This window comes from Bradyrhizobium sp. NBAIM01, assembly GCF_020194115.1.
In the GTDB taxonomy this organism is placed as follows: domain Bacteria; phylum Pseudomonadota; class Alphaproteobacteria; order Rhizobiales; family Xanthobacteraceae; genus Bradyrhizobium; species Bradyrhizobium yuanmingense.
In genome coordinates this window covers 127,585-147,332 of the sequence record NZ_JADYVU010000013.1, presented here as the reverse complement: position 1 = coordinate 147,332, position 19,748 = coordinate 127,585, and the positions used below count along the sequence as shown (strand labels likewise).

Annotated in this window: 19 protein-coding genes; 3 read left to right on the top strand and 16 right to left on the bottom strand. The window is 65.0% G+C overall.

What is annotated here, in order from left to right; translation table 11 throughout:
* From I6F31_RS29990 to rpoZ, 12 genes are all read right to left on the bottom strand, one after another.
* Positions 1-1,551, bottom strand: coding sequence for an ABC transporter substrate-binding protein (locus tag I6F31_RS29990; RefSeq protein WP_225186541.1), 1,551 nt, complete (start codon positions 1,549-1,551; stop codon positions 1-3).
* 402 nt (positions 1,552-1,953) lie between these two features.
* Positions 1,954-4,212 (bottom strand): DNA topoisomerase IV subunit A, encoded by a 2,259-nt coding sequence (parC, locus tag I6F31_RS29985; RefSeq protein ID WP_036015009.1) that lies wholly within the window; start codon positions 4,210-4,212, stop codon positions 1,954-1,956.
* A 64-nt stretch (positions 4,213-4,276) separates the two neighbouring features.
* The gene (locus I6F31_RS29980) at positions 4,277-4,561 is read right to left on the bottom strand and encodes a hypothetical protein (protein WP_036015015.1); all 285 of its coding nucleotides are present in this window, start codon (positions 4,559-4,561) and stop codon (positions 4,277-4,279) included.
* Positions 4,562-4,663: 102 nt separating this feature from the next.
* Entirely contained in the window at positions 4,664-5,416 is a 753-nt protein-coding gene (gene recO, locus I6F31_RS29975; protein WP_225186540.1) for a DNA repair protein RecO, read from the bottom strand.
* Between the two features lie 120 nt (positions 5,417-5,536).
* Positions 5,537-5,917 (bottom strand): hypothetical protein, encoded by a 381-nt coding sequence (locus tag I6F31_RS29970; protein ID WP_036039208.1) that lies wholly within the window; start codon positions 5,915-5,917, stop codon positions 5,537-5,539.
* 21 nt (positions 5,918-5,938) lie between these two features.
* A complete protein-coding gene (era, locus tag I6F31_RS29965; RefSeq protein WP_036025516.1) occupies positions 5,939-6,865 on the bottom strand; it encodes a GTPase Era in 927 nt (308 codons plus the stop codon).
* A complete protein-coding gene (gene rnc / locus I6F31_RS29960) occupies positions 6,855-7,676 on the bottom strand; it encodes a ribonuclease III (protein WP_109143526.1) in 822 nt (273 codons plus the stop codon). The genes era and rnc overlap by 11 nt, the downstream gene beginning before the upstream one ends.
* On the bottom strand, positions 7,673-8,437 hold the full coding sequence (gene lepB / locus I6F31_RS29955) for a signal peptidase I (protein WP_036015031.1): 765 nt from the start codon (positions 8,435-8,437) through the stop codon (positions 7,673-7,675). Before lepB ends, rnc begins: the two co-directional genes overlap by 4 nt.
* A 249-nt stretch (positions 8,438-8,686) precedes the next feature.
* The gene (gene acpS, locus I6F31_RS29950; RefSeq protein ID WP_225148418.1) at positions 8,687-9,106 is read right to left on the bottom strand and encodes a holo-ACP synthase; all 420 of its coding nucleotides are present in this window, start codon (positions 9,104-9,106) and stop codon (positions 8,687-8,689) included.
* Positions 9,103-9,855 carry a pyridoxine 5'-phosphate synthase gene (locus I6F31_RS29945; RefSeq protein WP_057029760.1) on the bottom strand — a complete coding sequence of 251 codons (753 nt, stop codon included), beginning with the start codon at positions 9,853-9,855 and terminating at the stop codon, positions 9,103-9,105. Before I6F31_RS29945 ends, acpS begins: the two co-directional genes overlap by 4 nt.
* A gap of 45 nt (positions 9,856-9,900) precedes the next feature.
* Positions 9,901-12,189 (bottom strand): bifunctional (p)ppGpp synthetase/guanosine-3',5'-bis(diphosphate) 3'-pyrophosphohydrolase, encoded by a 2,289-nt coding sequence (locus I6F31_RS29940; RefSeq protein ID WP_036015037.1) that lies wholly within the window; start codon positions 12,187-12,189, stop codon positions 9,901-9,903.
* A 205-nt stretch (positions 12,190-12,394) separates the two neighbouring features.
* Positions 12,395-12,787 (bottom strand): DNA-directed RNA polymerase subunit omega, encoded by a 393-nt coding sequence (gene rpoZ / locus I6F31_RS29935; RefSeq protein WP_007603391.1) that lies wholly within the window; start codon positions 12,785-12,787, stop codon positions 12,395-12,397.
* Positions 12,788-13,117: 330 nt separating this feature from the next.
* Here rpoZ and I6F31_RS29930 point away from each other — a divergent pair, with 330 nt between their 5' ends.
* Complete coding sequence (locus I6F31_RS29930; protein WP_036015038.1) at positions 13,118-13,762, top strand: NYN domain-containing protein; 645 nt, start codon at positions 13,118-13,120, stop codon at positions 13,760-13,762.
* Positions 13,743-14,417, top strand: a complete 675-nt coding sequence (locus I6F31_RS29925) for a uracil-DNA glycosylase (protein ID WP_036025518.1) — start codon at positions 13,743-13,745, stop codon at positions 14,415-14,417. The genes I6F31_RS29930 and I6F31_RS29925 overlap by 20 nt, the downstream gene beginning before the upstream one ends.
* An 85-nt stretch (positions 14,418-14,502) precedes the next feature.
* Here I6F31_RS29925 and I6F31_RS29920 read toward each other — a convergent pair whose 3' ends face one another.
* From I6F31_RS29920 to dapA, 4 genes are all read right to left on the bottom strand, one after another.
* The gene (locus I6F31_RS29920; protein ID WP_225186539.1) at positions 14,503-15,012 is read right to left on the bottom strand and encodes a peroxiredoxin; all 510 of its coding nucleotides are present in this window, start codon (positions 15,010-15,012) and stop codon (positions 14,503-14,505) included.
* 73 nt (positions 15,013-15,085) lie between these two features.
* Positions 15,086-15,559, bottom strand: coding sequence for an SsrA-binding protein SmpB (gene smpB / locus I6F31_RS29915; RefSeq protein ID WP_025036727.1), 474 nt, complete (start codon positions 15,557-15,559; stop codon positions 15,086-15,088).
* A 59-nt stretch (positions 15,560-15,618) separates the two neighbouring features.
* Positions 15,619-16,059, bottom strand: coding sequence for a large conductance mechanosensitive channel protein MscL (gene mscL / locus I6F31_RS29910; RefSeq protein ID WP_225148417.1), 441 nt, complete (start codon positions 16,057-16,059; stop codon positions 15,619-15,621).
* Positions 16,060-16,085: 26 nt separating this feature from the next.
* The gene (gene dapA, locus I6F31_RS29905) at positions 16,086-16,976 is read right to left on the bottom strand and encodes a 4-hydroxy-tetrahydrodipicolinate synthase (RefSeq protein ID WP_036015047.1); all 891 of its coding nucleotides are present in this window, start codon (positions 16,974-16,976) and stop codon (positions 16,086-16,088) included.
* 281 nt (positions 16,977-17,257) lie between these two features.
* Here dapA and I6F31_RS29900 point away from each other — a divergent pair, with 281 nt between their 5' ends.
* Positions 17,258-19,678, top strand: a complete 2,421-nt coding sequence (locus I6F31_RS29900) for a transglycosylase SLT domain-containing protein (RefSeq protein WP_225148427.1) — start codon at positions 17,258-17,260, stop codon at positions 19,676-19,678.
* Positions 19,679-19,748: the final 70 nt, after the last annotated feature.

Here is a 19,748-nt window from a genome sequence, read left to right as displayed (position 1 = left end):
CTACTTCTCAACGTTCCAGAACACCGGGATGGCGGACGGTATCAGACCGCGCAAGGTCGCGCGATAGGCGGCCGGCTGCGCGAACTGGCCCCACGGAATCGCGGGTGCCTGGTCGTACATGACGGCCTGGATCTCGCCCGCGATCTTCTTGCGGTCCTCCTCGGCCGGCGCCTTGGCGAAGGCTTCCATCAAGGGTGTGATGCGCGCATCGCATTGCCAGCCGGTGAAGTCGGCACAGTTGAAGGCAACCATGACATTGGTCAGCGGCGAGCCGAGGTCGAAGCCGCCGGCGTGGACGCCATAGACGCTCCAGCCCTCCTTCTTGGCGCGGCGCGCCAGCACGCTCGCCCAGTCCATCACCTGCAGATCGACGTTGAAACCTGCAGCCTTCAGCCGCTCCGCAAGCACCTGCGCCGAGACGCGCGGCGCTTCGAGGTCGTTGGCCTGCATCACGACGACGGGCTCGCCGGCGTATTTGGTCGCCTTCAGCGCGGCCTTCGCCGCTTCGATCGAGGGCTTGGCCGCGGCCTCGATGCCGGCCTTGCTTTCATAGGTGGTGCCGCAGGTGAAGTAGGTCGCGCAAGGCGTGGCGTATTTGGCGTCGAGCCCGAGCGCATCCAGCACTTCGCGCTGGTCGACCAGCTTCCACAGCACGCGGCGGATTTCCGGATCATCGAAGGGCTTCGAGGCCGCGTTGAGACGGTAGGCGCCGGCGAACATGTTGCCGCCGGTGAAGTTGACGAGCTTGACGCGCGTGTTCTTCTCCAGCTGCGGCAGCAGATCGAACGGCGCGTACTGCATGAAATCGATTTCGCCGGCCTGCAGCGCAGAGGCGGCAGTCGCACCATCGGGAATGACGCGGACCTCGAGCGTGTCGACATTGACGCGCTTGCCGCCGGCCAGGAAGTCCGCGGGCTCGGAACGCGGCACATAGTCGCCGAACTTCTTCAGGATCATGCGGTCGCCGGTGCGGTGCTCGGCCTTGCTGTAGACGAACGGGCCGGAGCCGACGATCTCGGTGATGCGCTGGTCGCCGGGCGTCTTCGCGATGCGCTCGGGCATCATGAAAGCGACCGGGCTGACGGGATTGCCGAGCGCGTCGATGACGAGGCCGGACGGCTCCTTCAGCGTCAGCACGAAGGTTTTCGCATCGACCGGCTCGAGCGAAGCCGTGATCGCAAAAATGCGGCGGCCGAGCGCGCTGCGGGTGCCCCAGCGGCGCAGCGAGGCCACGCAATCGGCTGATGTGACCGGCTGGCCGTCGTGCCATTTCAGGCCGTCGCGCAGCGTGAACGTATAGGTCAAGCCATCGGGCGAGACCTTCCAGTCCTGCACCATTTGCGGCTTGATGTCGCCGTTGGCATCCTTCGCAAACAGCGTGTCGAACACCATGTAGCCGAACGTGCGCGAAATATAGGCCGTGGAGAAATGCGGATCGAGCGTGACAATCTCCGCCTCGAGCACCGCGACGAGATTGCCCGCCGCATGCGCGGGCGCCGCCACCAGCGCAAGGCCGAACAGCGCGGGAATGAAAGTCTTCAGTTTGAGCATTGGGGTGTTTTTGCCTTTTGACCAGCCGTTTGCGTTCAGCAAAAAAAAAGCAATGTTCGTGCCCACACGTATGCGCTCATAGCTAGCTGCCACGCGTTTGCAGGATGCACATACTTAGAGTGGAGAGCGAGGCTGTCGCAGCTCGTCATTGCGAGCCCAGCGAAGCAATCCAGAGTCTTTCCGCGGTGGGATTCTGGATTGCTTCGCTGCGCTCGCAATGACGGTGGAGCAGAGAGCACAACACGCGCTGTCGCCGCCCGGCTTGACCGGGCCACCCAGTACTCCAGAGACAGCTGATGGATACGGAGAAGCCGCGGCGTACTGGATGCCCCGCCCCCGTGCGCAATTGCGCACTAGGCGGGGGATGACAGCGTCGTTGTGGCGACAGTTGGGGCCAGTGCCCTACCCGATCACCCGACCGAACTTGTTCGACTTCGGGAAACCCTTCGGCGGCAGGCGGCCGGCGTCGGCGCGGGTGCCCTGCCACTCCGCCAGCTCCTTCATGGTCGCCGAGAATTCGCGTCCTGCGGAGTCCTTCCAGGTCAGGCCCGCCTTGGCGTCGAATACCGCAACGTCGGACAGGCCGCCGTCCTTGTATTTCTGCAGGCGCACGCCGCGGCCGCGGGCCATCTCCGGCACCTGGTCGAGCGGGAAGACCAGCATCTTGCGGTTCTCGCCGATGACGGCGACGGTGTCGCCCGTCACCTCGGTGATCGCGCGGGCCTCGTTCGGCATGTCCACGTTGAGGACCTGCTTGCCCTTCTTGGTGGTGCCAACGCAATCGTCCTCGTTGACCACAAAACCCTGGCCCTCGTGGCTGGCGACCAGGAATTTGCGGCCGCCCTTGTTGACGAACAGCGCGACGGGCGCGGCCTCCTGCTCGAGGTCGATGAACAATCGGATCGGCTCGCCATGGCCGCGGCCGCCCGGCAGCTTGGCGACGTCGAGCGAGTAGAACTTGCCGTTGGTGGCGAACAGCAGCAGCTTCGAGGTCGTCTCGGCGAAGAAGGCGAAGCCGAGCTTGTCGTCCTGCTTGAAGGCGAGGCCGGAGAGATCCTCGACATGCCCCTTCATGGTGCGGATCCAGCCCTTGTCGGAGACGACAACCGTCACCGGCTCGCGCTCGACGAAGGCCTCCTCGATCGCGGCGAGGTCGTGCTCGGGCGCATCCGCGAAGGTGGTGCGACGCTTGCCGAGCGGTGTCTTCGGTCCGAACATGTCGCGGACCTTGCCGACCTGCTCGCCGACCTTCTTCCACTGCTCGGCTTCGGAGGCGAGCACCGCATTGATGCCCTTGAGCTCGGCGCGGAGGTTCTTGTCCTCGGTGCGGATCTCCATCTCCTCGAGCTTGCGCAAGGAGCGCAGGCGCATGTTGAGGATGGCTTCCGCCTGCACCTCGGTGAGCTTGAACGCCTTCATCAGCTCAGGCTTCGGCTCGTCCTCGGTGCGGATGATCCTGATCACCTTGTCGATGTTCAGGTATGCGATCAGGAAGCCGCCGAGCACTTCCAGCCGGTGCTCGATCTGCGCCTTGCGGTAGTTGCTGCGGCGGATCAGCACGTCGCGCAGATGGTCGAGCCATTCGCGCAAGCACTCCGCGAGCCCCACGACCTTGGGGATGCGCCCCTTGATCAGGACGTTGAGGTTCAGCGGAATCTTGTTTTCGAGCTCGGTGAGGCGGAACAGCGATTCCATCATCAGCGCCGGATCGACGTTCTTCGACTTCGGCTCGATCACGATGCGGACGTCTTCGGCCGATTCGTCCCTGATGTCGCCGACCAGCGGCAGCTTCTTCTGGTCCAGCAGCTCGGCGACCTTCTCGATCAGACGCGACTTCTGCACCAGGAACGGAATCTCTGTGACGACGACGGCCCAGGTGCCGCGTGCGCCCTCCTCCTGCGTCCACCGCGCTCGGACGCGGAACGAGCCGCGGCCGGTGGTGTAGGCTTCCGCAATCGCCTGCTTGGAATCGACGATGATGCCGCCGGTCGGGAAATCCGGGCCCTTGACCCACTTGAGCAGTGCCTTCGACTTTGCGTCGGGCTTCTCGATCAGGTGCAGCGCGGCATCGCACAGCTCGGCGGCGTTGTGCGGCGGGATCGAGGTCGCCATGCCGACCGCGATGCCCTGCGCGCCGTTGGCGAGCAGGTTCGGGAAGCCGCCCGGCAGCACGATGGGCTCTTTCGACTGGCCGTCGTAGTTGGCGCGGAATTCGACCCCGTCCTCGTCGATGCCCTCGAGCAGAAGCCGCGCGACGTCGGTCATGCGCGCTTCGGTGTAGCGGTAGGCGGCGGGGTTATCGCCGTCGATATTGCCGAAATTGCCTTGGCCGTCGACCAGCGGATATCGTGAGGAGAAATCCTGCGCGAGGCGGACCATGGCGTCGTAGATCGCCTGGTCGCCGTGCGGATGGAACGAGCCCATCACGTCGCCGACGATCTTGGCCGACTTCTTGAAGGCCGTGCCGGGGTCGAGCCTGAGCAGGCGCATGCCGTAGAGGATGCGCCGGTGCACCGGCTTCAGGCCGTCGCGCGCGTCCGGCAGCGCACGGTGCATGATGGTGGAGAGGGCATAAGCGAGATAGCGCTCTTCCAGCGCCTCACGCAGCGGCACCTCGTGGATTTCAGCCGGTTCTTCCGGCGGAACGATTCGTTTTCCCATGCCGCCCGGTTAAACCGTGGAAGCGAATCGGGCAAGGATCGAATGGTTCCCTGTGGGCGACGTACTAACCTGCCCAGCCGGCTGTGACGGTCTGGGTTGGGGCTGGACCAGGTGTTTGCGCAGGCGCCGGCGCATTGGTCAGGCAACGGCGGGCGGCCTCGATCTCGGCGTCGGTCGCGCCCCGCGACCGCGCCCATGTCTCTGCAGCGGCAGCGGAATATTTCGCCACATAGTACCGCACCACCGTGCACGAGGCCCGGCGAAACGCCCCGGGCTGCGGCTCGCCAGCCATGGCGTCGGGCGCGAACGCAAGCAGCGTCGCGGACAAGGCGAATCCCCTGATCAACATTTGGGCTGTCCCCCGATGTGGAACCTCAAGCCCCAAGTCCGCGCGGGCCGATTTCGTTCCAGGGAACTGCATGCTGCTGGGCAAGGCTGGGCAGCTATTACGTCATGGCGCCGGGATCGCCGCCCTCGCCTGCTGCCGCATCAGGGCGTTGATGAAGCCGGCCCGCGCATCGGAATGGCCTTGGCCACGCGGCTCCAGCACGTGGCGGAGCAGGAACAGGCCGGTGAGCCGAAAACCGTCCTGGAGATCCTGCTCGGTGAGATCGCCCGCGGTTTCGCCCTGGCGCAGGAACGGCGGCAGCCGCAACAGCCGGTCGCGCCACGGCTCGCCCGCGCCGCGCGATACCGCGCCGCCTGATTTCGGCGAGACATAGATCAGGTCCGTGGTCTCGCCGGTCACGGCACAATTGTCCAGCGCCAGGCCAAAACCCAGCTCGGCGAGCATCGCCAGCTCGAAATGGATCAGGTGCACGGCCGCGCTGCCGATGTCGTCGAAATCGTCGAGCGAATGCTCGAGCAGCGCAAAGATCTCTTCGTGCGGATCGCGCTCCGGCAGCAGCCGCGCGACGGAGGCGAGATGGGTGACGCCGTAGACGCCGTGGGACGATGCCAGCAGCGTTGCCGCGCGCAGCTTCAATCCCTCGATCGTATAAGTGCCCAGATGCTCGTCGAGCCGCGCCCGCCACACCGCACTGACGCTGTTCCCCGGCTGGAGCAGCGGCCGCATCCGCGAGCCGGCGCCACCGCGGACGAGGCCGAGATGCCGGCCATGCGCGCGCGTCAACAGCTCGACGATGGCGCTGGACTCGCCATGCCGCCGCACCCCCAGCACGATGCCTTTGTCGGACCATTCCATAGGGGAAGTGTAGCGGATTCCGGCGTTCAATCGTAGGGCGGATTAGCCGAAGGCGTAATCCGCCAATCGCCCGTGCACGTCAAAGGTGGATTAGGCTTCGCTAATCGACCCTACGGCGCCTCACGCGTTGAACCAGTCCCGCGCGTCGCCGCTGAAGGAGAAATACAGGCCCATCGTCGTCAGCGCGCAGGAGACGATCTCGATGGCGCTGTCGAGCTCCAGGCCCTTCTCGCCGATGATCTGGCCGAGCGAGATCACCGACAACACGAGGGCCGCCGCCAGCACCCAGCGTGGCCAGTTCTTGCGATGATGCGCGGCCAGCCGGACGAAATAGAGCAACAGGAGGATCATGCCGCCGGCGAGCAGCGTCCCGGTCATGATCATCTGCTCGGTCACCGCGGCATTGGGCGTGCGGTCCTGCACGGCGACCGAGACGGCGTCCAGCATCAACGATGCATAGAGCAGCGCTTCGAAGCGCTGGACGTTGGTGGGTAGGCTCATCGAATGCCGATCTTTTCTTGGTTATTCTTTTGGGAAGTCCAGGCCCATCTCGCGATAGCGATCGGGATCGTCGCCCCAGTTCTCGCGCACCTTGACGAACAGGAACAGGTGCACCGGCACGTCCAGAATCTGCATCAGCTCTTTCCGCGAGTCGGCGCCGATCGACTTGATGGTGGCGCCGCCCTTGCCGAGCACGATCTTGCGCTGGCTTTCGCGCTCGACGTAGATCGTCTGCTCGATCCGCACAGACTTGTCCTTGCGCTCCTCCCACTTGTCGGTCTCGACCGTGGACTGGTAGGGCAATTCCTGGTGCAGCTTCTGATAGATCTTCTCGCGGGTGATCTCGGCAGCCAGCTGCCGCATCGGCGCGTCCGACATTTGGTCCTCGGGGTAGAGGAACGGACCCGGCGGCACCATGTCCGCGAGCGTCTTGCGGATGTCGTCGACGCCATCGCCCGAGATCGCCGAGATCATGAAGGTCCTTGCGAACGCCATGCGCTCGTTGGCGGCCCGCGCCAGCGCCAGCAGCTTCTCGCGCTGGACCAGATCGACCTTGTTGATGACGAGGATCTTGTCGTGATTGACGCTGGCGGCCTTGGCGAGGATCGCCTCCGCCTCCTCGTCGATCCCGGTCTTCGCATCGAGCAGCACGCAGACCAGATCGGCATCATGCGCCCCGCTCCAGGCGGTCGAGACCATGGCGCGGTCGAGCCGGCGCTTGGGCGAGAAGATGCCGGGCGTGTCGACAAGGATAATTTGCGCGTTGTTCTCGATGACGATACCGCGGATCAGCGCGCGCGTGGTTTGCACCTTGCGCGAGACGATCGTGACCTTGGCGCCGACCAGCGCGTTGACCAGCGTCGACTTGCCGACATTCGGCGCGCCGATCAGCGCGACGAAGCCGCAGCGCGTCGCGCCGGGTGCCCCGCCGCTTGCTTCAACCGTCATTGCTGCCGCCGACGCCTTCGCGTTCGATCATCACTGAGGCTGCCACTTTCTCTGCCGCGCGCTTGCTGCCGCCGATACCCTCGGCCGGGGCCAGGCCCGGCAGATCGACGGCGACACGGAACTGCGGATCGTGATGCGGGCCGGTGCGCTCGACCTCGCGATAGACAGGCGTCGGCAGTCCCTTGCCTTGCGCCCATTCCTGCAGCACGGTCTTGGGATCGCGCAAGGGCCGGCGCGGCTTGTGCATCCGCTCGGTCCAGTTGCGCTTGACGAATTCGGCTGCCGCCGCATGGCCGCCGTCGAGGTAGATGGCGCCGATCACGGCCTCGCAGATGTCGCCGAGGATGGATTTGCGCAGGCGGGCATCGGCACTGGAGCCGACCGAGCCCAGCTTGATGTCGTCGACGAGACCGAGCGACTTGGCGACGTCCGCGCAGCTCTCCTTGCGCACGAGCTCGGCAAGCCGCTTGGACAGCTCGCCCTCATCGGCGTTCGGGAAGGCGTGATAGAGCATGTCGGAGACGACGAGCCCGAGCACGTGGTCGCCGAGGAATTCCAGCCGCTGATAGCTGTCGCCTCGCTTGCGCCCGGACTTCAGGGCCGAGACATGCGTGATCGCCTGCATCAGCATATTTGGATCGGCGAAGCTGTGGCCGATCCGCGCCTCGAGCGCCGCGTTGGCATTCGTGCCCTTGGCCTTGCTGCTCCGCGGCCGTTTCTTCTTGGCAGGCGCCTTCGCCGCAGCATCGCCCTCGGGAGCGGCTTGCACCTCGGTCGGTTGGATCGCGATGTCCTTGGCTTCGTCTTTCATCGGACGATTTTGAAGAACCGATTCCAGCGCACCGCCCACGGCCAGCGCCAGAGCATCCAGGCGTGCTCGCCTTCAGCGATGGAGAAGAAGATCATCTGGGCGCGGCCGATCAAGTGCTCCTGCGGGACGTAGCCGACCTGGCCGAGAAAGCGGCTATCGGTGGAGTTGTCGCGGTTGTCACCCATCATGAAGAAGTGGCCGGCCGGGACGGTGTAGACGTTGGTGTTGTCCATGTAGCCGTTGTCGGCGCAGTCCAGCGTCTCATAGGACACGCCGTTCGGCAGCGTCTCCTTCCAGCGCTTCACCCGGGAGATGCCGCCGCCTTCCGAGCCGCAAGGGTCCTCGCCGACATATTCGCTCATGCGCTGCCGCTCGACGGGCGTATCGTTGATGTAGAGCAGCCCGTCCCGCATCTGGACACGGTCGCCGGGAAGGCCGATCACGCGCTTGATGTAGTCGGTGGAATCGTCCTTCGGCAGGCGAAACACGACGATGTCGCCACGAGCGGGGTCCGAGCCCCAGATCCGTCCCGAGAACAGTGGCGGCGAGAATGGAATCGAGTAATGGCTGTAGCCATAGGAATATTTCGAGACGAACAGATAGTCGCCGACCAGCAGCGTCGCCTTCATCGAGCCGGACGGGATGTTGAAAGGCTGAAACAGGAAGGTGCGGATCACGAGCGCGATCAGGAGAGCATGAATGACGACTCGGATCGTTTCGCCGACGCCGCTCTCAGTTTTCGTTCCCGAAGTCACGCTCATTGCTCTCTCAATTCCGGCCGGCGATCATAGAGCGCCCTCCTCCCGCGAACGGCCCACCGGTTCGCGGCGCAAGGAGATTGTCCTGATTCTGATAGTGAGGGCCAATTCCGGCGTAAAGCCGAATTCGCCCAGGCTGATTTGCGTTCGCGGACTTTTAGACGGTTGTCGGAGGCCACGCAATCAAGGATCGCATCAAAACTGATTAAGATATTGATTTATAAAGAAAATCACAAAACGCCCGAACCGCGATCAAGGTTTCGGCAGCGGGACGGCGGAAATGACGACAAAAGCCTGCGCCAGCGGCCAGTCGTCGGTGATCGAAAGGTCGATCCGCGCCTCGAACCCCTCCGGTGTCAGGGCCCGGAGCCGGGCCAGCGCGCCGCCGGTCAGCTGCATGGTCGGCCGCCCGCCCGGCAGGTTGACCACCCCCATGTCGCGCCACCAGACGCCGCGCCTGATGCCGGTGCCGAGTGCCTTGGAGCAGGCCTCCTTGGCGGCGAAGCGCTTGGCGTAGGTCGCCACCACCATCTTCTCGTTCTTGGCGCGCCGTTCCGCCTTGGCGCGCTCGGCCGCGGTGAAGATGCGGTCGAGAAAACGCTCGCCGTGGCGCTCGATCACCTTGGCGACGCGGGTGATGTCGATCAGGTCGGAGCCGATGCCGATGATCATGCCCGGCTCCGGCCACGATCCATCGCCGCGCGCATGCTGCGCACGGTCTCGGCCAGCCCCACGAACAGCGCCTCGCCGATCATGTAATAACCGATGTTCAGCTCCATGATTTCGGGCAAGCTCGCGATCTTCTCCGCCGTCGCATAGTCCAGCCCGTGGCCGGCGTGAACCTCGAGTCCCGCGTCCTTCGCCAGCTTCACCCCGGCCACGATCCGCTGCCATTCAGCCTCGGCCTTGTCGGTGTGGCCATCGACGACGGCATCGCACCAGGCACCGGTGTGGATCTCGATCACAGGGGCGCGCAGCCGTGCCGCCATCTCGATCTGGGCGGGATCGGCCGCAATGAACAGCGAGACGCGGATGCCGGCCTCGCTCAGCCGCGCGATATAGGGCGCGAGCGCGCTGCGCTGGCCGACCACGTCCAACCCGCCTTCGGTCGTCACCTCCTGGCGCCGCTCCGGCACCAGGCACACCGCGTGCGGCTTGGTGGCGAGCGAGATCCGCATCATGTCGTCCGTCGCGGCCATCTCGAAATTGAGCGGCTTGGAGATCTCCGCCTTCAGGCGCGCCATGTCCTCGTCGCGGATGTGCCGGCGGTCCTCGCGCAAATGTGCGGTGATGCCGTCGGCGCCGGCCTCGATCGCGAGCAGCGCGGCGCGCACCGGATCGGGATGGCGGCCGCCGCGCGCGTTACGCACGGTTGCGACGTGATCGATATTGACGCCGAGGCGGAGCGGAGGTGCGGGCATTTCAGAACTCGCGAAATCAGAGGGAACGGCGCATGCGAGATGCGCCTATCCATTAACACGTTCGACTTTGGCGACGACCGCCTTCGCGCGCAGCTGGGCCAGGATCGCGCTGAGGTGCTTCAAGTCGTAGACTTCGAGATCGATCGTCGTCTCCGTGAAATCGGGCGAGCGGCGCTGCATGCTGATGTTGTCGATGTTGCCGTCGTGCTCGGCGATCACGGTCGCGATCTGCGCCAGCGCGCCGGGCTCATTGACGTTCTCGACCTTGATGCGGGCCGGGAAGCGCTGCGGCGCGGAATCCTCGATGTCCCAGCGGACGTCGAGCCAGCGCTCCGGCTCCTCCTCGAAATCCTTCAGGGCCGGCGCCTGGATCGGATAGATCGTGATGCCCTCGCCCGGCGTGACGATGCCGACAATGCGATCGCCGGGGACGGCGCCGCCGTTCGGCGCGAACTTCACCGGAAGGTCGGAATTGATGCCGCGGATCGGGATCGCGACCGGGCTGCGCGACTGTTCGGAGACCCCCTTCTCCTTGAGCTTGGCGGCAAGGCCCTTCTTGACGCCGTAGCGCGCGATGCGCTCCTCCTTGTAATCCGGGTACATCGCACGCGCGACATGGGAGGCCTTGATCTCGCCGCGCCCGACCGCCGCCATGACGTCCTCGATCGAGGTGCGCGCGAGCCGCGGCAGCGCGCCCTTGAGCTTGTCGTCGGCGTATTCGATCTTGGCGCGCTCGAACAGGCGCTCGACGATGCGCCGGCCGAGCCCGACATATTGATCCCGCACCGCGGTGCGCGTGGCGCGGCGGATCGCGGCACGCGCCTTGCCGGTGACGGCGAGCGTTTCCCAGGCCGAGGGCGGCGCGGACTGCGCCTCCGAGGTCAGCACCTCGACCTCGTCGCCGTTCTGAAGCTCCGAGGACAGCGGCGCGAACTTGCCGTTGATCTTGCAGCCCACCGCGCTGTTGCCGACGTCGGTATGCACCGCATAGGCGAAGTCGATCACGTTGGCATGGCGCGGCAGCGCGATCAGCTTGCCCTTCGGGGTGAAGCAGAACACCTGGTCGTGGAACAGCTCGAGCTTGGTGTGCTCGAGGAATTCCTCCGGGTTCGCGCTTTCCGAGAGGATGCCGATGGTGTGGCGCAGCCAGGCGAACGCGTTGGACTCGCGCTTGAGGAATTCGGTCGGCGAACCCACGCCCTCCTTGTAGAAAACGTGCGCGGCGATGCCGCGCTCGGCGATCTGGTCCATCGCCTCGGTGCGGATCTGCAGCTCGACGCGCTGGTTGCCGGGGCCGATCACCGTGGTGTGGATCGAGCGGTAGTCGTTCTGCTTCGGCGTCGAGATATAGTCCTTGAAACGTCCGGGCACGACCGGCCAGGTGGTGTGGACGATCCCGAGCGCGCGATAGCAGGCCTCGACGTCGCTGACGACGAGGCGGAAGCCGAAGATGTCGGACAATTGCTCGAAGCCGACCGACTTGCGCTCCATCTTGGTCCAGATCGAGAACGGCTTCTTGCGCCGGCCATAGACCCGCGCCCCCAAGCCACGGTGGCGCAGATTGTTGGAGAGCTGGTCCTCGATCTCGCCGATCAGGTTGCGGTTGCGCTCAGCCAGCGCGTCGAGCCGCTGCATCACCACCGAATAGGCTTCGGGATCGAGGGTGCGGAAGGACAGATCCTCCAGCTCCTCGCGCATTTCCTGCATGCCCATGCGCCCCGCCAACGGCGCATAGATGTCGAGCGTCTCCTCGGCGATGCGCCGGCGCGATTCCGTCGGCACGAAGTCCAGCGTGCGCATGTTGTGCAGACGGTCGGCGAGCTTGACCAGAAGCACGCGGACATCGTCGGCAATGGCCAGCAACAATTTGCGCAGATTCTCGGCCTGCTTAGCCTCCCGCGAGACCAGCTCGAGCCGCTTCAGCTTGGTCAGGCCATCGACCAGCGCGCCGATCTCCGAGCCGAAGATCTGGTCGATCTCGGCCCGCGTCGCCTCGGTGTCCTCGATCGTGTCGTGCAGCAGCGCCGCCACGATGGTGGCGTCGTCGAGCTTGAGGTCGGTGAGAATCGCAGCCACCTCGAGCGGATGCGAGAAATACGGATCGCCCGAGGCGCGGGTCTGCGAGCCGTGGGCCTTCATGGCGTAGACGTAGGCACGGTTCAGCAGGTCTTCGTTGGTGTTGGGATTGTAGGACCTGACGCGCTCGACGAGGTCATATTGACGCATCATCCGGGCGCGAGGCCTGGCGGGGCGCGCGACCGGCGCAGTCGGGGCCACGGCAACCGATTCGGTTGCGGCCTGCATCTGCGTGGATCTGCGGCGCCGATATACCATGCCGTCCTGCCTTCAAACGGGCTTGAGCCGGCCCGCTGCATACATCCTAACTCCGATCGCGCTCGTGTCCGATCAATTCAGTGACAGGGCCAAGCACCGACCGCAGCGCTATGGTAACCACGAAAAGGTCAACAAAAGCAAAGGCCCGAACCATCGTTCGGGCCTTTGATATGATCACAAGAAGAAGATGATCGCGATGGAGGAATTACTCGTCTTCCTCGGGCTGCTCCTCGGGAGGCGCGAGGCCTTCCAGGCCCTTCAGCAGCTCCTCCTCGGTCATGCGCTCCACGGCGACCTCGGTGTCGTCGGCATCGACGCTTGCCCCCGCGGAACCGATCAGCGGCACTGTATCCGGCTCGGGCTCGTCCACCTCGACGAACTTCTGCAACGAGTGGACCAGCTCCTCGCGGAGGTCCTCCGGCGAGATCGTCGTCTCGGCAATTTCACGCAAAGACACAACAGGGTTCTTGTCGTTATCGCGGTCAACCGTTAGTTGTGAACCGGATGAAATCATGCGGGCACGGTGGGCGGCCAGCAGGACCAAGTCAAACCGGTTGTCGACCTTGTCGATACAATCTTCTACGGTGACGCGAGCCATGGACTGTCGCTCCGTTGTGGGTGGGACGAAATATGTGGATGATTGGGGCTAGTTATAGGGGCCGGGACGGTTTCGCAAGACCATTTTGTGATTTGGCCTCGCCAAACCGCTCTGCTACCCCCACATTGGGGCTGGGACGGGTGGTTTTCCGGGCTGCCGTTGGGGGCGGCCCCGGGGTGTATGCAAGTCCGCCATAACTATACCTTGATTGCCCCGACTTCTCCGGATTTGCGGTTTCGACGGGTTTCTGCGGCACTCTAGAACTGCGCGGCCTGTTGTCGCCGCGCCAACAAAAAACGATCAATCACGAACGCTACGCGAGCAAACTGAATGTCACCTTCTCCTACCAACAAGATCGCGCTCTTCATCGACGGGGCCAATCTCTACGCGACGGCGAAAACCCTCGGCTTCGACATCGACTACAAGCGCCTGCTGAAGGAGTTTCAGAGCCGCGGGACGTTATTGCGGGCGTTCTATTACACCGCCATCATCGAGGACCAGGAATACTCCTCGATCCGCCCGCTGATCGACTGGCTGGACTACAACGGCTACACGGTCGTCACCAAGGCGACCAAGGAATTCATCGACGCCTCCGGGCGCCGCAAGGTGAAGGGCAACATGGACATCGAGCTCGCCGTCGACGCCATGGAGCTCGCCGAGCACATCGACCAGATGGTGCTGTTCTCGGGTGACGGCGACTTCCGCTCCCTGGTCGAGGCCGTCCAGCGCCGCGGCGTGCGGGTCACGGTGGTCTCCACCATCGCCAGCCAGCCGCCGATGATCGCCGACGAGCTGCGCCGCCAGGCCGACGTCTTCACCGACCTCGTCGAGCTGCAATCCAAGCTCGGCCGCGATCCGTCCGAGCGCCCCGCCCCGCGTGACCGCGGCGAGCGTGGTGAACGCCACCACGCCCCGCAATTCCTCCAGCGCGCGACCACGACGGCGCCGAGGGGCGATGACGACTTCGAGGAGTGAGGCGGCCCGGTCAAGCCGCCAGCCTCTCACAATCGTTCCCGACCGTGACTGCCCGCTCTGCCCGCGCCTGGTCGCCTTCCGCGAGGCGAACCGCGCGCGCGAGCCCTCGTGGCACAATGCGCCGGTTGCGCCCTTCGGCGACATCAAGGCCCGCCTCCTGATCGTGGGCCTCGCCCCGGGAATGCAGGGCGCCAACCGCACGGGGCGGCCGTTCACGGGCGATTATGCCGGCGACCTGCTCTATGCCACGCTGATCGAATACGGCTTTGCGAGGGGCACCTATCAGGCGCGTCCCGACGACGGCCTGAAACTCGTCGACTGCCGGATCGCCAATGCCGTGCATTGCGTGCCGCCGCAGAACAAGCCGCTGCCGATCGAGATCAACACCTGCCGCCAGTTTCTCGTGGCCAATCTGGCGACGATGCCGAAGCTGCGCGCTATCGTCGCGCTCGGGCGAATTGCGCACGACAGCGTGCTCAAGCCGCTGAATTTGAAGGCCTCGCAAGCCCCCTTCGGCCACGGCGCGGTGCATCAGGCCGGCGCGTTCAGGCTCTACGACAGCTATCACTGCTCCCGCTACAACACGAACACCGGCGTGCTGACGCCAGACATGTTCAGATCCGTGTTCGCGAAGGTGAAGGCGGATCTCGATTAGCTAGAGCATGATCCGGAAAAGTGCGTAGCGGTTTTCCGAAAAGATCATGCTCAAACAATAAGCTAAAGCGCGATGACGATTCATCCTAATCGCATCGCGCCTTATTGACGGGATTTGCCTTGAGCCAGGCCAGCACGTCGCCGGCGTTCCGGTCGGGCGGAAACACCGGATAGAACACGTGCGTGATCCTGGCGTCGTCGATAACAAGCGCGAGGCGCTTGATCAGCGTCAGGCCCGCGACCTCCATGGTCGGCAAGTTCAAGGCGCGCGTCAGCGCCAGCTTCTCGTCCGAAAGCACCGGGAACGGCAGATGCAGGCGCGACGCCATCTCGATCTGATAGTCGTTGCTCTGGGTCGAGAGGCCGAACACATGCGCGGCGCCGGCGGCCTTCAGCTCGGCGTAGAGATCGCGAAAGGCGCAGGTCTGGGGCGTGCAGCCGCGCGCTCCGGGGATCATGTCCCAATCGTCGACCAGCGCGATCTTGCCGGGCTCGCCGGTGCGGGGATAGGCGAACACCACGGTGCGGCCGCGCAAAGCCGACAGGGTGACCGATGTGTCGTCGGTCGCGAGCAGGCCAATCGGCGGCAACGTCATGCCTTCGAGATGCGCGGCGGCGCCATCGTCGGAAGGCGCGGGAATCTGGCTCCAGTCGACCTCGAGCAGGTCGTCATCCCCTCGCCCGCAGCAGCCTGCCCTTCTCCCGGCTCCAGTCGCGCTTCTTCTCGGACTCGCGCTTGTCGTGCAGCTTCTTGCCCTTCGCAACCGCCAGCTGCAGCTTGGCCCGGCCGCGCTCGTTGAAGTAAAGCTTGAGCGGGATCAGCGTCATGCCCTCGCGGTCGACCGCGCCGATCAGCTTGTTGATCTGGCGGCGGTGGAGCAGCAGCTTTCGCGGCCGCTTGGGCTCGTGGTTGAAGCGGTTGCCCTGCAGGTATTCGGGAATGGTGGCGTTGATCAGCCAGATCTCGCCGTTCTTGGAATCGGCATAGGATTCCGCGATCGTGCTCTTGCCGTTGCGGATCGACTTGACCTCAGTGCCGGTCAGCGCAATGCCCGCCTCGATCGTGTCCTCGATGGCGTAGTTGAAACGCGCCTTGCGATTTTCCGCCATCACCTTGATCGGACGTTCGTTCTTATCGGCCATGACGGGCAAACCTGATCGAGATGCGCTCGGATTCTAACAGTTCGGATGAAGTGGGCGCGTCACTTCTTGAGGAGATCGCGGATCTCGGTCAGCAGCTCGACCTCGGCCGACGGCTTTGGCGGAGCGGCGGGCGCCGCCTCCTCCTTGCGCTTCAGCGTGTTCATGGCGCGGATTACCAGGAACAGCACGAAGGCGACGATGATGAAGTTGATCGTCAGTGTCAGGAAGCTGCCGTAAGCAAGGACGGCGCCTTGCTTTTTCGCATCCGCCAAGTTGGTGGCGGTGACCGCCTTCGACAAGGGGATGAAGTAGTTCGAGAAGTCGAGGCCACCGGTGACCGCGCCGACGATCGGCATGATGACGTCACCGACCAGCGAGGTGACGATCCCGCCGAAGGCCGCGCCGATGATGACGCCGACCGCGAGATCGACGACGTTGCCCTTCATGGCGAACTCGCGGAACTCCTTGAGGATCCGCGCGCCCTTTTCCTCCACGCTCATGAAAGGCTCCCCCGAACGGTAATGCGTCAGTTGACCAGGCCGGCGTGAACCATCGCGCTGCGCACCGCAACCCGCGTCGGCTCGGACACCGGAACCATCGGCAGCCGCAGCGTCTCGTCCAGCTTGCCGAGCAGCGACATCGCGTACTTGATCGGCGCCGGATTGCTCTCGATGAAGAGGTTGTTGTGCAGCGGCATCAGCTTGTCGTGGATCGCGAGCGCCGCCTTGGTGTCGCCCTTCTGCCAGGCGGCGTGGAACTCCGAGCACAGGCGCGGCGCGACGTTCGAGGTCACCGAGATGCAGCCATGGCCGCCATGGGCCATGTAGCCGATGATGGTGGCGTCCTCGCCCGAGAGCTGGTTGAAGTCCTCGCCCATCGCCGCGCGCTGCTGCGACACGCGGACCATGCTGGCGGTGGCGTCCTTGACCCCGGCGATGTTCTTCAGCTCCCACAGCCGCTTCATGGTGTCGACCGACATGTCGATCACCGAGCGCGGTGGGATGTTGTAGATGATGATCGGAATGCCGATCGCATCGTTGATCGCCTTGAAGTGCTGGTACATGCCTTCTTGCGTCGGCTTGTTGTAATAGGGCGTGACGATCAGCACGGCGTCCGCGCCCGCCTTTTCGGCGTGCTGGGAGAGCTCGATCGCCTCCTTGGTCGAGTTGGAGCCGGCGCCGGCGATGACGGGCACGCGGCCCTTGGCTTCAGCGATGCACCATTCCACGACCTTCTTGTGCTCGTCATGGCTGAGCGTCGGGCTCTCGCCCGTAGTGCCGACCGGAACGAGGCCATTGGTGCCCTCGGAGATCTGCCAATTGACCAGGGAGCGGAATGCCGCCTCGTCGAGCGAGCCGTTCTTGAACGGGGTGACCAAGGCGGTGAACGACCCTCGGAATTTCGTCTTGGCTGCCATGGACTTCCTCCGTACGCGGCGATCTCTTGAGCAAGCCCCCTTCATATCGGGTCTATCCGGCCGGTAAAAGACCCGGGGTCGGTGCCAGGCTGGGTTTAGGCCGCGATTTTGCCGCGGTGCTGGTGCAAATCGGCCCGAGGTAAGCGGCTGTTGGTATTTTCTCCGCATATTCAAGCAAATTCAGCTAGGTCTTGAGCCACTTCACTGATTCGGGGCGACGAAACGCCGTGACCTCCTTTGCATCTGCCGCGTGGCGATCCCTGAGTATGGCATTGTGCCTGATGGCCGGGCTGTCGATGGACTGCGCCGCGTTCGCCAAGTCCAACGAGACGGCCGCGGAGACCAAGGATCCCGCCAAGCCAGCAGCCAAGGACGCCTCGAATGGCCCGGCCAAAGGATCAACCAAGGAAACGGCGAAGGATACAGCCAAGGGAACCGGCAAGGACGCCGCGAAGGCCGCAAAGGGTACGCTCGGCACCCCCGCCAAGGACGCCGCGAAGAAGCCGGACGCCGGCAAGAACGCCAGCAAGGAACCGGCGAAGGACAAGCCCAAAGACAAACCCAAGCCTGCGGCCACCGCTCCCGTTGCCACGGCACCTGCTTCCGCGCCAAAGGCAGCGCCGACTGCGAGCGGCGCGCCGCCCAAGGCAGCCCCCGCCCCGGCCGTGACTGCCACCGTCAAACCAACTGCGCCGGCCCCAGCCAGACCGGCCGCAGCTCCCATACTGGCGCCTGCAACACGCCAGCATGCAGCGCCGCGCAAGCCGGTCATCCCGGCCGCCGTCGCTGCGACATCGTCGACGTCGCAGGCTGACAAGGACACCCTGGAGAGCGTCATCGAGCTCGTGCGTAAGCGCAAGGCCGGCGACGCCACCAATGCCGCGGCCGGCATCTCCGATCCGGTCGCGCGAAAGCTCGCCGAATGGATCATCCTGCGCAGCGAGGACAACGGCGCGACCGTGGAACGCTATCGCGCCTTCCTCTCAGCCAATCCGAGCTGGCCGTCGCAGACCTTCCTGCGCCGGCGGCTCGAGGCCGCGATGTGGGACGACAGGCGCGACGAGTCGGTCGCGTGGTCGTGGTTCGAGAACGAGTCGCCGATCTCCGCCAAGGGACGCTTCACGCTGGCCAGGGCGATGCTGGCGCGCGGCGACCGCGCCAATGCCGAGCGGCTGGTGCGCGACGCCTGGCGCGCCGATCCGATGTCGGAGGACACCGAGAACAACGCGCTCGACCAGTTCGGCGCCCTGCTCACGCCAGGCGACCAGAAAGCGCGGATGGACAACCTGCTCTACGGCAGCGAGAACGAGGCGGCGCTACGCGCCGCCAAGCGTCTCGGCGCCGGCTATGTCGCGCTCGCCAAGGCCCGCATCGCCGCGGTCAAGAAAGCGCCGAACGCGCGGGCGCTGCTCGATGCCGTGCCGCGCGAGCTGCACGGCGATCCAGGCTTCATCTTCAGCAAGATCCAGCTGCTGCGCCGCGAGGAGAAGTTCACTGAAGCCGCCCAGCTGATGCTGTCGGCGCCGAAGGATCCGGGTCGCCTCCACAATCTCGATGAATGGTGGATCGAGCGGCGCCTCCTGGCGCGCAAGATGATCGACACCGAGGAATTCCGCAGCGCCTATCTGATCGCGCGCGACGCCGCCCTGCCCTCGCGCGACATCTACAAGACCGAGCAGGAGTTCACCGCCGGCTGGATCGCGCTGCGCTTCCTCAACGATCCCGCGACCGCCGCCCAGCATTTTGCTCGCATCGGCGTCGGCAGCGTCAATCCCACCGCGCTGGCGCGTGCCGGCTATTGGCAGGGCCGCGCTGCCGAGGCGATGGGCCGCCAGCAGGAGGCACGCAATGCCTATGCGCGGGCGGCCGAGCAATCGACCAGCTATTACGGCCAGCTCGCGCGCGCAAAGCTCGGCCTGCCGCAGATCGAGCTCAACAGCCAGCCGCGCGGTCGCGGCGCCGAGCGGCTCGAGATCGTGCGCGCCGCGCAACTGCTCTACGAGCTGGACGAGCGCGAGTTCGCGATACCGCTGCTCGCCGACATGGGCGAGAACGGCGATCCCGAGGCGCTCGCGGGCCTCGGCGAGCTCACCCAGCGCTACAGCGACGCGCGCGGCATGCTGCTGCTCGGCAAGGCCGCGCTCAACCGCGGCCTCCCGTTCGACTTCTACGCCTACCCCGTCAACGGCATCCCTCAGTTCACGCCGATCGGCCCCGAGGTCGAACGCAGCATCATCTATGCGATTGCGCGGCAGGAGAGCGCGTTCAACCCGTCGGTGGTCTCGCCGGCGCAGGCCTACGGGCTGATGCAGGTGACGCCGGATGCCGCCCGCTACGTCTGCAAGCGCCACGGCGCAACCTACGACCTCGGGCGGCTGAAGAACGACTCCGTCTACAACGCCACGCTCGGCTCGGCCGAGCTCGGCGGACTGCTCGAGGATTATCGCGGCTCCTACATCATGACCTTCGCCGCCTACAATGCCGGCCGCGGCAGCGTGAAGAAGTGGGTCGAGCGTTACGGCGATCCGCGCGACCCCAAGGTCGATGCCGTCGACTGGGTCGAGCTGATTCCGTTCTCCGAGACGCGCAACTATGTGCAGCGGATCATGGAAAACCTTCAAGTCTACCGCGCCCGTTTCGGCGGCGGCACCCGCTTGCAGATCGAAGCCGATCTGCGCCGCGGCGCCGTCAGCGTGCAGTAACGGGCGTCGATGGCCCGTTAGAATCAAAGCCTGGTTGCTGGGCAGGGCTCGGCAGGATTCGTCGACGGCG

Excerpts from the sequence above, each read along its gene's own strand:
- I6F31_RS29990 (WP_225186541.1), bottom strand. The coding sequence starts at position 1,551 with ATGCTCAAACTGAAGACTTTCATTCCCGCGCTGTTCGGCCTTGCGCTG.
- parC (WP_036015009.1), bottom strand. The coding sequence starts at position 4,212 with ATGGGAAAACGAATCGTTCCGCCGGAAGAACCGGCTGAAATCCACGAG.
- I6F31_RS29980 (WP_036015015.1), bottom strand. The coding sequence starts at position 4,561 with ATGTTGATCAGGGGATTCGCCTTGTCCGCGACGCTGCTTGCGTTCGCG.
- recO (WP_225186540.1), bottom strand. The coding sequence starts at position 5,416 with ATGGAATGGTCCGACAAAGGCATCGTGCTGGGGGTGCGGCGGCATGGC.
- I6F31_RS29970 (WP_036039208.1), bottom strand. The coding sequence starts at position 5,917 with ATGAGCCTACCCACCAACGTCCAGCGCTTCGAAGCGCTGCTCTATGCA.
- era (WP_036025516.1), bottom strand. The coding sequence starts at position 6,865 with ATGACGGTTGAAGCAAGCGGCGGGGCACCCGGCGCGACGCGCTGCGGC.
- rnc (WP_109143526.1), bottom strand. The coding sequence starts at position 7,676 with ATGAAAGACGAAGCCAAGGACATCGCGATCCAACCGACCGAGGTGCAA.
- lepB (WP_036015031.1), bottom strand. The coding sequence starts at position 8,437 with ATGAGCGTGACTTCGGGAACGAAAACTGAGAGCGGCGTCGGCGAAACG.
- acpS (WP_225148418.1), bottom strand. The coding sequence starts at position 9,106 with ATGATCATCGGCATCGGCTCCGACCTGATCGACATCACCCGCGTCGCC.
- I6F31_RS29945 (WP_057029760.1), bottom strand. The coding sequence starts at position 9,855 with ATGCCCGCACCTCCGCTCCGCCTCGGCGTCAATATCGATCACGTCGCA.
- I6F31_RS29940 (WP_036015037.1), bottom strand. The coding sequence starts at position 12,189 with ATGGTATATCGGCGCCGCAGATCCACGCAGATGCAGGCCGCAACCGAA.
- rpoZ (WP_007603391.1), bottom strand. The coding sequence starts at position 12,787 with ATGGCTCGCGTCACCGTAGAAGATTGTATCGACAAGGTCGACAACCGG.
- I6F31_RS29930 (WP_036015038.1), top strand. The coding sequence starts at position 13,118 with ATGTCACCTTCTCCTACCAACAAGATCGCGCTCTTCATCGACGGGGCC.
- I6F31_RS29925 (WP_036025518.1), top strand. The coding sequence starts at position 13,743 with ATGACGACTTCGAGGAGTGAGGCGGCCCGGTCAAGCCGCCAGCCTCTC.
- I6F31_RS29920 (WP_225186539.1), bottom strand. The coding sequence starts at position 15,012 with ATGACGTTGCCGCCGATTGGCCTGCTCGCGACCGACGACACATCGGTC.
- smpB (WP_025036727.1), bottom strand. The coding sequence starts at position 15,559 with ATGGCCGATAAGAACGAACGTCCGATCAAGGTGATGGCGGAAAATCGC.
- mscL (WP_225148417.1), bottom strand. The coding sequence starts at position 16,059 with ATGAGCGTGGAGGAAAAGGGCGCGCGGATCCTCAAGGAGTTCCGCGAG.
- dapA (WP_036015047.1), bottom strand. The coding sequence starts at position 16,976 with ATGGCAGCCAAGACGAAATTCCGAGGGTCGTTCACCGCCTTGGTCACC.
- I6F31_RS29900 (WP_225148427.1), top strand. The coding sequence starts at position 17,258 with ATGGCCGGGCTGTCGATGGACTGCGCCGCGTTCGCCAAGTCCAACGAG.